This window comes from Fodinibacter luteus (genome assembly GCF_039541575.1).
Taxonomy (GTDB): Bacteria; Actinomycetota; Actinomycetes; order Actinomycetales; family Dermatophilaceae; genus Fodinibacter; species Fodinibacter luteus.
This window is the reverse complement of sequence record NZ_BAABGM010000017.1, coordinates 23,655-36,875: the sequence shown is the minus strand read 5'-3', so window position 1 is coordinate 36,875 and position 13,221 is coordinate 23,655. Positions and strand designations below refer to the sequence as shown.

15 protein-coding genes are annotated in these 13,221 nt (G+C 71.6%); 4 read left to right on the top strand and 11 right to left on the bottom strand.

Features of this window, described 5'->3' with window-relative positions; all coding sequences use genetic code 11:
* Window positions 1-292: 292 nt before the first annotated feature.
* From ABD899_RS14320 to ABD899_RS14270, 11 genes are all read right to left on the bottom strand, one after another.
* On the bottom strand, window positions 293-700 hold the full coding sequence (locus ABD899_RS14320) for a DUF7144 family membrane protein (protein WP_345207187.1): 408 nt from the start codon (window positions 698-700) through the stop codon (window positions 293-295).
* 480 nt (window positions 701-1,180) lie between these two features.
* A complete protein-coding gene (locus ABD899_RS14315) occupies window positions 1,181-1,744 on the bottom strand; it encodes a hypothetical protein (protein WP_345207185.1) in 564 nt (187 codons plus the stop codon).
* 388 nt (window positions 1,745-2,132) lie between these two features.
* Window positions 2,133-2,465: a hypothetical protein gene (locus ABD899_RS14310; RefSeq protein WP_345207183.1), complete on the bottom strand. Its 333-nt coding sequence runs from the start codon at window positions 2,463-2,465 to the stop codon at window positions 2,133-2,135.
* Window positions 2,466-2,550: 85 nt separating this feature from the next.
* Complete coding sequence (locus ABD899_RS14305; RefSeq protein WP_345207181.1) at window positions 2,551-3,531, bottom strand: nucleoside hydrolase; 981 nt, start codon at window positions 3,529-3,531, stop codon at window positions 2,551-2,553.
* Window positions 3,528-4,433 carry a hypothetical protein gene (locus tag ABD899_RS14300; RefSeq protein ID WP_345207179.1) on the bottom strand — a complete coding sequence of 302 codons (906 nt, stop codon included), beginning with the start codon at window positions 4,431-4,433 and terminating at the stop codon, window positions 3,528-3,530. The genes ABD899_RS14305 and ABD899_RS14300 overlap by 4 nt, the downstream gene beginning before the upstream one ends.
* Window positions 4,430-4,987 (bottom strand): hypothetical protein, encoded by a 558-nt coding sequence (locus ABD899_RS14295; protein ID WP_345207177.1) that lies wholly within the window; start codon window positions 4,985-4,987, stop codon window positions 4,430-4,432. Before ABD899_RS14295 ends, ABD899_RS14300 begins: the two co-directional genes overlap by 4 nt.
* On the bottom strand, window positions 4,984-5,838 hold the full coding sequence (locus tag ABD899_RS14290) for an ABC transporter ATP-binding protein (RefSeq protein WP_345207175.1): 855 nt from the start codon (window positions 5,836-5,838) through the stop codon (window positions 4,984-4,986). The genes ABD899_RS14295 and ABD899_RS14290 overlap by 4 nt, the downstream gene beginning before the upstream one ends.
* Entirely contained in the window at window positions 5,835-6,689 is an 855-nt protein-coding gene (locus ABD899_RS14285; protein WP_345207173.1) for a hypothetical protein, read from the bottom strand. The genes ABD899_RS14290 and ABD899_RS14285 overlap by 4 nt, the downstream gene beginning before the upstream one ends.
* A complete protein-coding gene (locus ABD899_RS14280) occupies window positions 6,686-7,225 on the bottom strand; it encodes an RNA polymerase sigma factor (RefSeq protein WP_345207171.1) in 540 nt (179 codons plus the stop codon). The genes ABD899_RS14285 and ABD899_RS14280 overlap by 4 nt, the downstream gene beginning before the upstream one ends.
* A 93-nt stretch (window positions 7,226-7,318) precedes the next feature.
* Window positions 7,319-7,612, bottom strand: a complete 294-nt coding sequence (locus ABD899_RS14275) for a helix-turn-helix domain-containing protein (protein ID WP_345207169.1) — start codon at window positions 7,610-7,612, stop codon at window positions 7,319-7,321.
* A gap of 956 nt (window positions 7,613-8,568) precedes the next feature.
* Complete coding sequence (locus ABD899_RS14270) at window positions 8,569-9,309, bottom strand: hypothetical protein (protein WP_345207167.1); 741 nt, start codon at window positions 9,307-9,309, stop codon at window positions 8,569-8,571.
* Window positions 9,310-9,539: 230 nt separating this feature from the next.
* On the opposite strand from ABD899_RS14270, the gene ABD899_RS14265 reads away from it, so the two are divergent.
* From ABD899_RS14265 to ABD899_RS14250, 4 genes are all read left to right on the top strand, one after another.
* The gene (locus tag ABD899_RS14265; protein WP_345207165.1) at window positions 9,540-11,600 is read left to right on the top strand and encodes a sensor histidine kinase; all 2,061 of its coding nucleotides are present in this window, start codon (window positions 9,540-9,542) and stop codon (window positions 11,598-11,600) included.
* Window positions 11,597-12,268: a response regulator transcription factor gene (locus ABD899_RS14260; protein WP_345207163.1), complete on the top strand. Its 672-nt coding sequence runs from the start codon at window positions 11,597-11,599 to the stop codon at window positions 12,266-12,268. The genes ABD899_RS14265 and ABD899_RS14260 overlap by 4 nt, the downstream gene beginning before the upstream one ends.
* Window positions 12,269-12,401: 133 nt before the next feature.
* Window positions 12,402-12,530, top strand: coding sequence for a hypothetical protein (locus ABD899_RS14255; protein ID WP_345207161.1), 129 nt, complete (start codon window positions 12,402-12,404; stop codon window positions 12,528-12,530).
* 91 nt (window positions 12,531-12,621) lie between these two features.
* On the top strand, window positions 12,622-12,924 hold the full coding sequence (locus tag ABD899_RS14250; protein WP_345207159.1) for a sensor histidine kinase: 303 nt from the start codon (window positions 12,622-12,624) through the stop codon (window positions 12,922-12,924).
* Window positions 12,925-13,221: the final 297 nt, after the last annotated feature.

Below are 13,221 nucleotides of genomic sequence, written 5' to 3'. Positions count from 1 at the left end.
AAGGGACAACTTCATCGGTGCGCCATTGCCTGTGGCGGCGTGAGGTGCACCTTGCCGTCCAACAGGGAGTCGGCGGCGCCCGGTGACACCCGTTCGCTCATTCCGAGGCCGCACATGGGTGCGCTTGTCCGCCAAGCGACGACGTACTGGTGCCGTCAGCCGACGTCCATTCCCGCTCCAGACAAGCACGAGAGTTGTCGAGAGCTGAAGCCCGGCCAGCGGTGGGGCGGATCTTTCCCAGGACCCGTGCAGGGCCCGCTCCAGTGCAGCGGGGCTGCCGCCACCAGGGCATTCAGGCCCGCGTGATGTCCCGCCCGTGGACGGTCAGCGCCCAGATCACGAAGACGTCAAGGGCGATGATGGCAAGACCCCAGAGCGGGTAATGGGGCAGCCAGGCGAAGTTGACGAGGGCACTGAGCGACGCGACGATGACGCCGACGGTGCGCGCCCACACCTTGCCCTGGAGCACGAAGTAACCCGCGACGGCAACCACTACACCGAGGAGGATGTGGATCCATCCCCAGGTGGTGAGGTCGAAGGTGAAGATGTACTCCTGCCCGGCGACGTAGAACGTGTCGTTGACCAGGGCAACCAGGCCCTGGATTGCCTGGAGGACGCCGATCATGATCAGCATGACGGCGGCGAACACGGTCACGCCGACCGCCGTCCTGCTGGGCTCGGTGGCGGGCTGGGCATTCATGGTGTTCTCCTCGAAGCGCGTGGCCGACAGTGGTGCATCACACATCCTCCCGGGTACTGGAGCCCCCATAACACCTGACACGCCGCCGCAATGAGATCTGGCCTGTTCCCAGACCGTCATGCGGACCACGCCCCCGCTCAACGTGCTCGACCGAGCGCAGGCCCGGCCCCCAGCCCATTCACTTTCTCGACAGCGACGCGATTTGCCCTGCACCTGCAAGGGCATGCCGACTCGGTCCCAGCGCACTGGGCCCTCGTCATGCCCGCAGCGACGAGTGGACCGCAGGCCCAAGCCGGGTAGAGGGGCCCCTCTCAGGGCTGCTGCTTGGACGTCCTGACAGAGGTCAAACGACGGCTCGGATGCCCAACACCCCTGCCGTGGGTCTCAACTCAGGCGCCCTGATCCGAGTCTGCTCCGGACAACGCATCCGTGGCCGGGCTCAGCCCAGGCTGAGCCCGGCCACGGATGCAGCAGAGTCGGTCAGCCCTTCTGGACCTCGTTCGCGATGGCGTGGATGTCCTTGGCGACGACGTCACTGACGGCGTGTTCGACGATGCCGTTGGCCTTGGCGAGGGCGTCGCGGATCTCGACGGCTCCGGGGTCGGACACCAGGGCGACGATGCCGGAGTGGCCGGCGGCCACCGCGTCGGAGAGGTCCTTCTCGAGCCCGATCTTGTCGTGGAGCTGGTGGGCCTTGCCCAGCGCGGCTCCGCCGGCGCCCAGGGCCGCGGCGCTGCCGAGGATCGACGGCGGGAAGATCAGGCCGAGGGCTGCACCGCCCACGAGGCCCCACTTCAGGCCCTTCTTGGTGGAGTGGTCGGTGGCCTTCTCGATCTCGAGCTTGCCGTCGGCGTCGCGGTTGACGACGATGACACCGTCGATGGCGAAGTGGCGTCCGTCCTCGAGCGACTTGAGGGCCTGGTACGCCTCGTGGGCCGCTGCGGTGTCGTTGAAGTCGGCGATGAACAGGGTGCGCGCGCCGTCGCTCACCGCGGCGACCTCGGCGGTGAGTTCGGACGTCTGGTCGATGCTGTCGTCGGACATGGAGGGTTCCCTTCGGTGGTGGCCTCGTGGCGCCGGTGGACGTCGATGGGCCAGTGGTGGATTTGACGAGATGACCTGGGTGGCATCACCCGCAACGGGGTCTGCACAGCAGCACCTGTTCAGTCACAAATCGAAGGTGCCCGAACAAGCCCATGGGTGCCCGCCGACCCTTGACATTACCGTCGTCGTCGGGGAAGCCGCGACAATGGACCACGGACCACAGCCAACCTCTGCACCGGGCGGCCCTCCCAGGACCTGGGGCGGGAGCTGCTGTCGAGGCCTCACAGTCTCAGCGCCGCCAGCCGTCCCTCCTGACGGTGGCAAGCCGGCGAGGCTGCCGCGTTGGCCTGCATCGCCGCGACCGTTGCAGTTGGGAGCAGCGTGGTCGCTATGCGGGGCTGGCCAGACTGAGGAACGAGAGCAGCGCAACGGCGGCGCCGCCCACACCAGCGAGAAGCGCAGCTTTACGGCGACCATCTCGCTTCTCGCCAACCACTCGAACAGCAACGCCGGCAGCAGCGAGGCCCAGGAGGATCGCCGCGATTTCGGCCACCAGCCATGGCGAGATGTTCAGAGTGAGCAAGAGCGCCATCGGGATGACCAGAGCCAGGACATCTGCCGGAACAATGAGGCCGAGAACCCACGAGTAGGACGCCAGCCAGCAAGCCGCGGCCGCCGTCGAAAGCGCGAACACAACATCACCTGCCGTGGTTCGGTTCATCGGGTTCAGCCTCCGTTCTCCAGTGAGGGCTGGCCAGGTCATGACGTCGGTCGCTCGGACATGGACATGGTGCCCAATGCGGCACTCATCCACTGGCGGAAACCCGCGCGTACTCGGCCTCGAGAACGGCCCCGTCCAAGGACCGGACGACCCGCACTGGTCCGTCACCGTCTGGCACGAGCCGGCCCGCAGCGGTTGGGTGCAGGACCCATTGTGCGGTCTGGGCGCGACCGGCTTGCGGTGCCACGAGTGCGGCGACGGCGGCGAGGTCCCACCATGCTGGCAGCGTGCTCGCGGCGATGACCGCGCGGGCGGCCGGGATCGTGAGCGTGTCCGGATTCGCCTGCGGCACGGCGTCTTCCGGGACCAGTGTCAGCGGGGTGTGGGCCCCGAGCACCGTCTGCAGTGCAGCAGGGTCCGCTGCTGCGTTCCACTCGGCGACGCCGTCGACGATCGGCCCGCTGACCGAGCCGGCCATCGCATGGACGGCGGCCAGTTTGGCGTAGTCCTGTGGGTGCTGCATCGCGACGTCGGCGACGTTGGTCAGGGGTCCGAGTGCCACGAGAACGAGACCCTGCGTGCTCTGTGCGAGTCCGGCGATGAGCTGGGCGGCAGGTTCCGGGCTGGCGGTGAGGGCGCCGGCATCCGGTGTGATTCCGGACCCGGTGGCGGCCGCCGCAGCCCAGGCAGCGGGGAAGCTGCGGGCGCCCGGGCCGGGGTTGCTGCGCCCGCACGCGACTGGTGGTGGGGACGCGTCCAGGGCTGAGATCAGCCCGCCGAGTACGTCGAGGCCTGTGTCGCAGTCGAGGAACCCGGTGGCCGTGATGGTGATGGCTCGCACGTGGACGTCGGGGTGGCGGAGCAGGAAGGTCAGGGCGAGCAGGTCGTCGGCCCCCAGGTCGGTGTCGACGACGAGGGGGGTGGGGTCCTGGCCCGGGGCTGCGGTCGGGGTTGGCCCGAGGGGCAGGCCGACCTCGGTCGTCTCGCCGTCGAGGTCGGCGGGGGCTGAGCACCCGGCCAGCACGGCGCAGCTGGCCAGGAACGCGACCGCGGTGGCTCGCTTCACGGGGTCACGCTGCGCTGGAGCGCGATCGCGACGATGGCGAGGACGGTGCCGACGACGAGGAGCGGGCGGCGGTACCGACCGGGCAGGGCGACGGCTGCGGTGAGCAGGGTGAGGGCAACGAGGTAGAGGTCGTGCCAGGCGGCCAGCTCGGGCAGGACGAGGAGGCGTGCCCAGTGGTCCTGGAACGGACCCGGGCCTTCCAGCAGCCAGGTGGCGGGCAGGGTCAGCGGGTCGGTGGTCGCCGGGGCGGCCTCCACGGAGATGGGCTGGACCTGTACCGGGGTGAGCCATCGCAGCACGGGTCCGTTGATCGTCCAGTAGGCCGGGCCGGCGATGAACCAGAACACGAACAGCACGATGGATGCCGTGAGCGGGTGGCGGGCCAGGTGGACGACGGCGGCTCCCAGGGCGACCGCGAAGGCCGCGACGAGCACTGGCTGGAGGAGTTCGGGGAGGGAGAAGTGGGCGTGCAGGGTCCGGCCCGGTTCGGCTCCGAGGGGGAGGCCGCCCCGCAGTCGCAGCCACGCGGCTCCGGCGGCGACGACGACCGCCACGAGGGCCACGAGCGACAGACCGCCGAGGAGCCGGCCCGCGGCCCGTTGGTCGGCCGGCATGGATGCCTCCTCCGAGACGTTGGTGCGCTCTCGGCCGAAGGCGTACGCGACCGCGATCGAGACGCCGAGGGCGAGGAAGGTGGCGGATGTGGTCAGCTCCATGTACTGGGAGCTGACCCACCCGGGGGCACTGGTCAGGGTGAAGGCGTTGGATGCCGCCCACAGGGCGATGCCGATCCACGGCGCTGGGGAGCGCAGCATCCGGCCGGCCTCGACGCGGGCCAGTGCCCACATCGGTGCCTGTGGGGTGGTGGCCAGCCGGGGGCTGGCCTGGGTGGTGGTGCTCATCGGTTCCTTCCCATCAAGAGCGCGGCTGCGGCCGCGGCGGTCACGATCCACGGGTGGTGCTGGAATGCGAACACCACCTGCGAGTACTGGTCGTCGATGACGACGCCGGTCCTGGCGAGCGCGACCCAGATCAGCGGGGTGGCGACGCCGGCTTCGACGGCGATGCGATCCGGCGCCCAGGCGACGACGGCCAGGCCGGTCGCGGTGAGTGCGACGGCGGGGCCGACGGGCCATCCCATGCCGGGTGCCACGACGTGGCCCACGGCGAGGTAGGCGAGCCACAGCCCCACCGCTGCCGGCACGAGCAGCACCTGGCGCCGGGCGCGGCGACGGGCGGCCGAGGTCGGCACGGCACTGAGGAGGTTGGCCGCAGGGTCGCGCAGGCCGGCCACCACGGCGGCGGCGAGGCCGGCGGCGGCGACGTCGAGGACGCCCCAGGGCCAGTGCCCTTGGGTGAGGGCGAACGCGCACACCACGGTCAGGCAGGCGGCCACGCCGGCGAGGGGTTGCCAGGGCACGGCGCGAGCGGTGGGCGCCAGCCAGGCCGGGTTCACCGGTGTTCCTGGCGGGCGAGGAAGAGGTAGCCGTCGTCGAGGGTGGGGTCGACGACCTGCGCCCCGGCGGGCGGCTCGCCGAGGTGCCGGAAGGCCCCGGTCGCGGTCATCCAGCTGCGGATGGCGCGCGGGTCCTGGGAGTCGTCCTCCCACACCCGTCCGGCCGCGAGCCCGGCCAGCTCGGCGGGGGTGCCGGCGAAGCGGACGCGTCCGGAGAACATGACGTAGACGCTCTGGCAGAGTGCCCCGACCTCCGAGATGTTGTGTGTCGACATCAGCACCGTTGAGGACTGGCTCAGCAGGGAGCGCAGCTGGAGGCGCTGGTCGGGGTCGAGCCCGTTGGCCGGTTCGTCGAGGACGAGCAGGTCCGGGCTGCCGACCATCGCCGCGGCCAGGGCGACGCGCTGCTTCATCCCCCCTGACAGGCGGCGGATCTTCTGGTGCATGACGTCGGCCAGTCCGACGGACTCGAGCACCCGTCGGGTCTCGTCGCGACGCCAGTCGCGGTCGGTGTGCTCCTTGAGCACGGCCACGTAGTCGACGAGGTCGAACGGGGTGAACCCCGCGTAGAGGCCGGGGGACTGCGGCAGGTACCCGAGCCGGCGACGGATGTCGATCCGCTGGGCGGGGTCGGCCGGGTCCAGGCCCAGCAGCCGCAGGCTGCCCGAGTCCGGGGCAAGCACGGTCGCCACCATCCGCAGCAGTGTGGTCTTGCCGGCGCCGTTCGGGCCGAGCAACCCGATGACGCCGCGACCCGCCGAGAAGGACACGCCGTCCAGCGCCTTGGTGCGCCCGTACGTCTTGGTCAGCTCGTCGATCTCGAGAGATGCAACCGAGGTCAGGATGGTCATGCGGTCCTCCGGTAGGAGACGAGGTCGCGTCGGGCGACCGTGGTGAAAAGGGAGACGACGACGATCGAAAGGGCGGCCGTCTGGAGCTCAGGGGTCGCCAGAACGTGCAGGACGGCCTCGGGGCGCAGGCTGCGCGGCGCCCAGGAGCCGGCCACGACCGCGGCCGCCCAGGTCAGGCCGAGGCCGAGGGCGACGCGCAGCGGATCCAGCCGGGTGGTCCCGGCGAGCATCACCAGCGCCGACAGGGCCAGGCCCGGCAGGCACCAGGAGAAGAACAGGGCGGCGGGTGCGGCGACCCACGTGCTCACGACGAACAGGCTGACACCCGCCGCCAACAGCGCACCCACGGAGACGAGGAGGGCCCGCTTGGCGACCAGCGGGAGACCGGTCGACGGTGTCGCCAGGCTGATCTCGCCGGCGGGGTCCGCCCAGTCGCGGTAGGCCAGCCCCGCAGCGGTGACCGGCGCGAGGGGCGCACCGACGAGCAGCGCGACCAGGGCGGCATCCCCCGCGACGACAGCCGCCACGAGGGGTACAGCCACCACGAGCGCGATGCCGGCGAGGGCCGCAGCGAGCATGGTGGGGGTCGCGACCGAGGACCGCAGGAGGTGGTGCCGCCCGGTGAGCCGGCCCAGCGGGCCGGTCGACGGCCGGTCGACGGCGTCGGCCAGGGTGAGCCAGGCGTCCTCGATGTCCTGCGGCTGCCCAGTGCGGGCGAGACGCTCGCGGCATCCTTCGCAGCCCATCAGGTGCGCCTCGACGGAGGTGGCGGGCACCGAGGCGAGTGACCCGGTGCCGTACGCGGCCAGGTCCTCGTCCTCGACGTGCCAGTCGGTGCGGTGGGTGTTCACAGGAGTGCCTCCCTCAGCTCGAGCCGGGCCCGGCTCATGCGGCTCTTCACGGTTCCGCTCGGGATGCCGAGCAGCGCGGCGGCCTCGCGGGTGGTCAGGCCGTCGATGACGGTTGCCTGCACCACGGCGAGGAGCTCTGGAGACAGCTTCTGCAGCGCCTGGCCCACGTCGCTGTGCTGGACCTGCAGGAGCACGGCCTCCTCCGCCGAGGGGTGGTGCTGCGGGCGGGACTGCACGAGGCGCTCGAACACCGACTTGCGCGGGCGGAGGCGATGCAGGAGCGTGCGGATGGCGATACCCCACAGCCACGCGGCGACCTCGCCCTCGCCCTTGTACCTGGTGGGCTGCTGCCAGACCGCGAGGAAGGTGTCATTGACGACCTCGGCGACGATGGCCGGGTCGGCGCAACGACGGCGGACCCGCGCCGCCAGCCAGGGCTGGTGACGGGTGAACAGCGTGTGCAACGCACCGCGGTCGCCATCGGCGATCTGCGCGATGAGCTCCGCGTCGCTGGGAGCGCCCTGGTCGAGTGTCACACCTACTTGTTCCCTCGAGTGGCCGGATCGGTTCACGGACATCGTGGGGTACCAGTGCCCAAGTCGTCAGCCGGATGGCGCGCCGGCCTCAGGTCATGGAGTCAGGCGCGGGTCGTCGGCGCCGAGCCCCGCCCGACGTGCCCGCTGCACCGCGTCAGCGCGGTCGGCGGCTCCCAGCTTGGTGAGCACCGACGGCACGTGGTTGCGGATGGTCTTGTCGGAGAGGAAGAGCGCCTTGGCGATGCGCCGGTTGTCGTAGCCACGGGCGAGGAGGTCCAGGACCTCACGCTCTCGATCGGTCAGCTGTGGGAACAGTTCCCGTCCGGACTGAGCCGCCAGTCCGCCGAACCACGCGCCCAGCCGGTCCGCGATCGCCGGGCTGAACATGGCGCCTCCGGCGGCGACCGTCCGCACTGCCTGGAGCAGGTCCTCCCGTCCGCCACCCTTGACGAAGTAGCCGCGGGCGCGAGCTGGTCAGCGGCGTAGGGCATCAGGACCGCACCAACGAACAGCGCGAGCGGCGTGAGCACGGGGTCGACGGAGATGGTTCCGCCCAGCCGCGGCCGCAGGGGAATGGCGGCCCACAGGAGTGCACCGGTCACCGCCACCACCGCAACGAGCACCCGTGCGCCGCCACCGGCGGCGATCGCCGAGGTGACGACGCCGGCACCGATGAAGGCCAGGTGGCGGTAGCCGACAGCGGTCGACGGACGCCGCCCGCGCCAGCCCGCTCGGATCAGGGGCAGGACCGAGCCGAGCCAGAGGGCCAGGAGAACCAGGCCCTTCCCGGTGAGCTGGTGGAATCGATGGTCGACGTCGGCACCGGTGACCAGCATCGCGGAGATCGTCACCGTGAAGGTGACGGGAAGGGCGCAACTGACCAGCGCGGCGGCTGCGACTGCGACACGACGGAGTGCGCTGGGACGGGAGGCTCCGCTGGAGACCTCGATGGATGGGACAGGGGCTGTGGTGGTTGTCATGACCGCAACGCTCCTGCGCCCGATGTCCCGGGCACATCGCCGCAATGTCCCGAGAATGTCCCGGGACGGCGCCCGTGGGGTGGTGTCGCCGCGCTGGAACTGTGGCCCGCGGCGCCCCCGGACCGACGACCACGCGGCGCCGGCCTACAACGCGTCAGAGATCCGACGCTTCACACGTGAGGCTCTCGTCGCCCCCTGATCGTCGCGCGGCTCGGGCAATCGCGCTCGCTGGTTGTGGTCGTCCCTCGGGTGTCGAGCGGATCTCCCGCAGCAGCTATGGGCCCCCGAGCAGCTCCATCGCAATCGAAGGCACGACCCCGCCGGTGGCGTCGCCGGCGGGGTCGCGCCCTCAGGACCTCCGGGTCATCCCCGAGGGCCTCGGAGCAGGATCCGCGCGAGGGCGACGTTCGCTCCGGCGGTGAGTGCCGCGCCGCCGATGGTCACGACGTCCGGGAACTCGCCCGACGCGAGCACGGCACCGATGAGCAGGGCTGCGGGTACCCACAGCGGGGCCAGCCGTGTGCGCAGCAGGGCACCGATCCACACCATGGTCGAAATCGCCCCGAGCGCGAGCGCGGGCACGACCAGGGCCGCGAAGAGACCGTTGTCCTGGAAGGCGGTGTAGCTCTCGACGGCGGATGCGGGCACGGTCCCGTCGAGCACCATGGAGACCACGAACGATCGGAAGCCGGCCTGCGCCCAGAGCCCCAGGCCGGAGAGCGACATGGTGGCCACGAGCAGGGCGGCCGTGCGCGGCATCCGGGGACGCAACAGGCGGCCGACGCCGAGCGCGGCCGGGATCGCCAGGGCGCCGGCCAGGGCGAGGAACACGGTGGCGAGCAGGTAGCGCCCGGGGGCGGCCGCCACGGACGCGAGGAAGACCGTCGGCTCTTCGCGGGGAAGAACGGCCGGTTCGACGAGGAACCATGCGGTCATCGCGATGGGGCCGGCGACCATGGCGGCGGCCAGGCCCCGCACACCGTTGCCGGGGCGTGGCTGCGACCCGGTGGCCTCAGGGGACGGGCCGGCGACGTCGCCGGCCCAGCGGCTGACCGGTCCGCGGGTGGTAGTGGAGGTGCTGATGGGGGTGGTGCTGGGGGACATCTGAGTTCTCCTTGGGGTGGGCACCGGACCTCCCGGTGCGTCATGGACACGCTCGTGGATCAGGCGTCCCGTCGTCAGCAGACGCCGCGTCACCTCGTTCGCGGGACGACCTGCCCCGTTGCCGGCGCGATGTCCCGGGCAGGTCGGGACGGCCTGTCCCGTGACAGGGCCCCCGGGCGTTGGGCACGATGGCGCCCATGCCTGTGGTGCCCGAAGGACGCGCAACGCCCATGACGCCCGTCCCGTCCGTCGAGCCGGACGTCGTCACGCGCACATCCACGCTTGCCGTCGTGGCTGGTGCGCTCACCCTCACCCTGACCGCGTGGTCGATTGTGCTCGGGCTCGCCGACGACGTGCCTCCTGCCGCCCCGGGTCTGGCCGGCGCCGTCTTCGGTGTCACCGGCGGGCTCGTCGCGTTCCGCCGTCCCCGCCTCGTCATCGGGTGGATGCTGCTGGTCGTGGGCCTCGCGCTCACGCTCGCCTCGTTCTGCCTGGACTGGGCCAGGCACGCGCTCGTCGTGGACCCCGGGTCGCTCCCGGCGGGCGAGCTGGCGCTGTGGCTCGGGACGTGGGTGTGGGTCGTGGGGTACTGCGTCCTTGCCGCGCTGCTCCCACTTCGGCTGCCCGACGGCGCGTACCCGGTCGGCGTGTGGCGGGTCGTGTGGTGGGCCGCGCTGGCGGTCAGCGCGCTCGCGGTCGCCGGGTGGGCGCTCACCCCCTACGACCAGCTCGACCGCCCACCCCTGGACGGGCTCGACCCGTCCGTCACCTCACCGACGGGTACCGCGATCGGCCCGGTGCTGCTCGCCGCTTCCCTGCCGCTGCTCGCGGTGTGCTCCGTCGCGGGTCTGATCTCGCTGGTGCAACGCCTTCGTCGCTCCGTCGGGGAGGAGAGGCAGCAGGGGAAGTGGGTCGTGTGGGGCGCCGTGCTGAGTCTTGCCCTTCTCGCGCTCGGGCAGGTCTTCGGTCCCGAAGGTGGCTCCGACGTCCTGCTCGCGGTCGCCGTGCTGCCGCTGCCGCTCGGCATCGCCGTCGCGAGCCTGCGCTACCGACTGTGGGACGTCGACCTCGTCATCAACCGCACGCTGGTGTACGCCGTCCTGACTTCCGTGGTCGTCGCGGTGTATGTCGTGGTGGTCCTCGCGGTCGGGGACCTGCTCGGCGAGCGCACCGGCGCACCGCTCGTCGCGACGGTGCTCGTCGCGCTCGGCGCCGAGCCGGTACATCGACGAGTGCAACGGTTCGTCGACCGCGTGGCCCGAGGCGACCGCGCCGACCCCTACCGGGCGCTGGTGCGACTGGGACAACGCCTCGAGGCGGCGTCCGAGCCGGTCGGACCCGAGGCGCTGCGCGGTTCTGCGGATGCCGTGCGGCACGCCCTCCAGCTGCCCTGGGTCGTGGTCGAGGTCGAGGACGGCCCGTCATCCGCCAGTGGGACCCCCGCGTCCGACGGCATCCGGGTGCCGCTCGTGTACTCCGGAACCGTCGTCGGGCACCTCGAGGTCGGTCCCAGGCGCGTCGGCCGCCCGCTCTCCCCCGGTGACCTCAGGCTCCTCGACGACCTCGCCCGCCACGTCGCGGTCGCCGCCCACGCCGTGCAGCTGAGGGAGGCGCTCCAGACCTCCCGCGAACGGATCGTCACCGCACGCGAGGAGGAGAGGCGCCGGCTACGTCGCGACCTGCACGACGACCTCGGCCCCGTGCTCGCTGCTGTGGCGCTCCAGGTCGGGGAGGTGCGCAGCCGCACGACAGACGAGGAGGTCGCCGCCCTCTCGGCCCGGGCGGAGTCGCTGCTGACCGGAGCCGTGGCAACCGTACGGCGCATCGTGGACGGGCTGAGGCCCGCTGCCCTGGACGACCTGGGGCTCAGCGAGGCGATGCACGCCGTGGCCGACGGGTTCGCCACGGCGGGCCTCGACGTGCGCGTCGAGGTCCGCGGCAACGTCGCCGGCCTCCCCGCCGCCGTGGAGGTCGCAGCCCTTCGCGTCGCGACCGAGGCGCTGCACAACGCCGCCCGGCACTCCGGGGCCCGAAAGGTGCGGCTAGGGGTCGAGCGCGTGGCCGACGCCCTCGAGGTCACCGTGGCCGACGACGGGCGAGGCCTGCCGCCCGCGCCGACCCCCGGCGTCGGCCTGGTCTCGATGCGCGAACGGGCCGAGGAGATCGGTGGGACCTGCACGGTCTCCCCCGGGCCGGCCGGCGGCACGCTCGTGCTCGCCCGGCTGCCCGTTCCCGACACCCTGGGGGCCGAGCTCCCGCCCGGCCGGACCGGCGCGGAGGTTGGAGCATGAGTACAACGGACCGCGAGGTTCTGCGCGTGGTGGTCGCCGACGACCACCCGGTGTACCGAGAAGGCCTGACCATGGTCCTCGGATCACTCGCCGGTGTCGAGGTGGTCGGTGAAGCTGGGGACGGTCACGAGGCCGTACGCCTGGCCGAGGCGCTCAGCCCGGACGTCGTGCTGATGGACCTCTCGATGCCCGGGCTTGGCGGCGTCGAGGCCACCCGCGAGGTCGTCGCCAGGTGCCCCGCGACGCAGGTGCTCGTGCTCTCGATGCACGAGGGTGCCGACAGTGTGCTCGCCGCGCTGCGCGCAGGGGCACGGGGTTACCTCGTCAAGGGCGCCACCAAGCAGGAGGTCGCCCGTGCCCTGCACGATGTCGCGGCCGGCGGAGCGGTGTTCGGCGGCACCGTCGCCGAACAGGTCCTCAGCAGGGTGCGCGAATCCGCCCAGACGGCCAGACGCGGAGCGGAGTCCTTCCCGCACCTCACCGACCGCGAGCTGCAGGTCCTCGATCTCGTCGCGGCGGGCCTGTCGAACGCCGCAATCGCCTCCCGGCTCTACCTTTCGGACAAGACAGTGCGCAACGTGGTGTCAAACGTCCTGGCCAAGATAGGAGCCAGCGACCGGGCCACCGCAATCCTCATGGCACGCCAGGCAGGGCTAGGGTCGGGGTGAGCCCGGGTCGTCGGCAGTCCTGACGAATCGACCGATATGCACGCGCGGTAGGCGCGTCCGTGTGCGCCACACCCGCGGGGAGGCGACCGGTTGTCATGGCGGCGGATGCGTGGAGTTCAGCGGAGCCACGGCCATGACCGAGCTGAACGTCTCGCTTGGTGTGAATTTGCGCGCTGTTGTTGGTGTGACGCTCATTCCACTGCCAGGAGCCTGGACAATCCAGGTGGCCTCGCCACCCGTCGGGCGCACCGTCAGCGTGTGATGCGTGTTGATCCAGCATTTCTTCCATCGTGGCCGCTGATCGATCTAGTCGGCGGATCTGGTGCGTCTCAGTGCCCCCAGGCGACCAGCTGATGGGGTGCACCGCCGGGGTGTCGGCACGGCGCATCGTCGACGGGCTGAGGCCCGCTGCCCTGGACGACCTGAGGCTCAGCGAGGCGATGCACGCCGTGGCCCACGGCTTCGCCACGGCGGGCCTCGACGTGTGCGTCGAGGGGCGCGGCATCGTCGCCGGCATCCCCGCCGCCGTGGAGGTCGCCGCCCTTCGCGTCGCGACCGAGGCGCTGCACAACACCGCCCGGCACTCCGGGGCTCGAGACGCGGCTGGGGGTCGAGCGCGTGGCCGCCGCCCTTCAGCCCCGGTCCACAATCGTTGACTCGCGGCTGCGGCGGCGGCACTGACCGCCTCAGGCCCCGCCGGCACGAACTCGTCCCGGCTGCCGCTGCACGTCTCAGGTGATGAGACCAGCGGGGCCACACAGACAGCTGTCCGGTGGCGGCTGACGGGGGCCCGTCTTGCGCGTTTCCCCAGTTCAGGCGGGTGGCCCTGCCCCTCGGCTGGACCGCCACGATGACGCGGTCCCCGCCTCCCCCTCGGCGACGGCCAACGATCCCCTTGTTGCACGTTTGTTGCACGAAACCGGGCTTCGTGACCCCCCTAGGTCTCTGACCTG

Bases quoted from the DNA above. Each gene is read 5' to 3' on its own strand.
- ABD899_RS14250 (WP_345207159.1), top strand. From the start codon at position 12,622: ATGGGGTGCACCGCCGGGGTGTCGGCACGGCGCATCGTCGACGGGCTG.
- ABD899_RS14315 (WP_345207185.1), bottom strand. From the start codon at position 1,744: ATGTCCGACGACAGCATCGACCAGACGTCCGAACTCACCGCCGAGGTC.
- ABD899_RS14260 (WP_345207163.1), top strand. From the start codon at position 11,597: ATGAGTACAACGGACCGCGAGGTTCTGCGCGTGGTGGTCGCCGACGAC.
- ABD899_RS14310 (WP_345207183.1), bottom strand. From the start codon at position 2,465: ATGAACCGAACCACGGCAGGTGATGTTGTGTTCGCGCTTTCGACGGCG.
- ABD899_RS14300 (WP_345207179.1), bottom strand. From the start codon at position 4,433: ATGAGCACCACCACCCAGGCCAGCCCCCGGCTGGCCACCACCCCACAG.
- ABD899_RS14275 (WP_345207169.1), bottom strand. From the start codon at position 7,612: ATGTTCAGCCCGGCGATCGCGGACCGGCTGGGCGCGTGGTTCGGCGGA.
- ABD899_RS14320 (WP_345207187.1), bottom strand. From the start codon at position 700: ATGAATGCCCAGCCCGCCACCGAGCCCAGCAGGACGGCGGTCGGCGTG.
- ABD899_RS14265 (WP_345207165.1), top strand. From the start codon at position 9,540: ATGACGCCCGTCCCGTCCGTCGAGCCGGACGTCGTCACGCGCACATCC.
- ABD899_RS14270 (WP_345207167.1), bottom strand. From the start codon at position 9,309: ATGTCCCCCAGCACCACCCCCATCAGCACCTCCACTACCACCCGCGGA.
- ABD899_RS14255 (WP_345207161.1), top strand. From the start codon at position 12,402: ATGACCGAGCTGAACGTCTCGCTTGGTGTGAATTTGCGCGCTGTTGTT.
- ABD899_RS14290 (WP_345207175.1), bottom strand. From the start codon at position 5,838: ATGACCATCCTGACCTCGGTTGCATCTCTCGAGATCGACGAGCTGACC.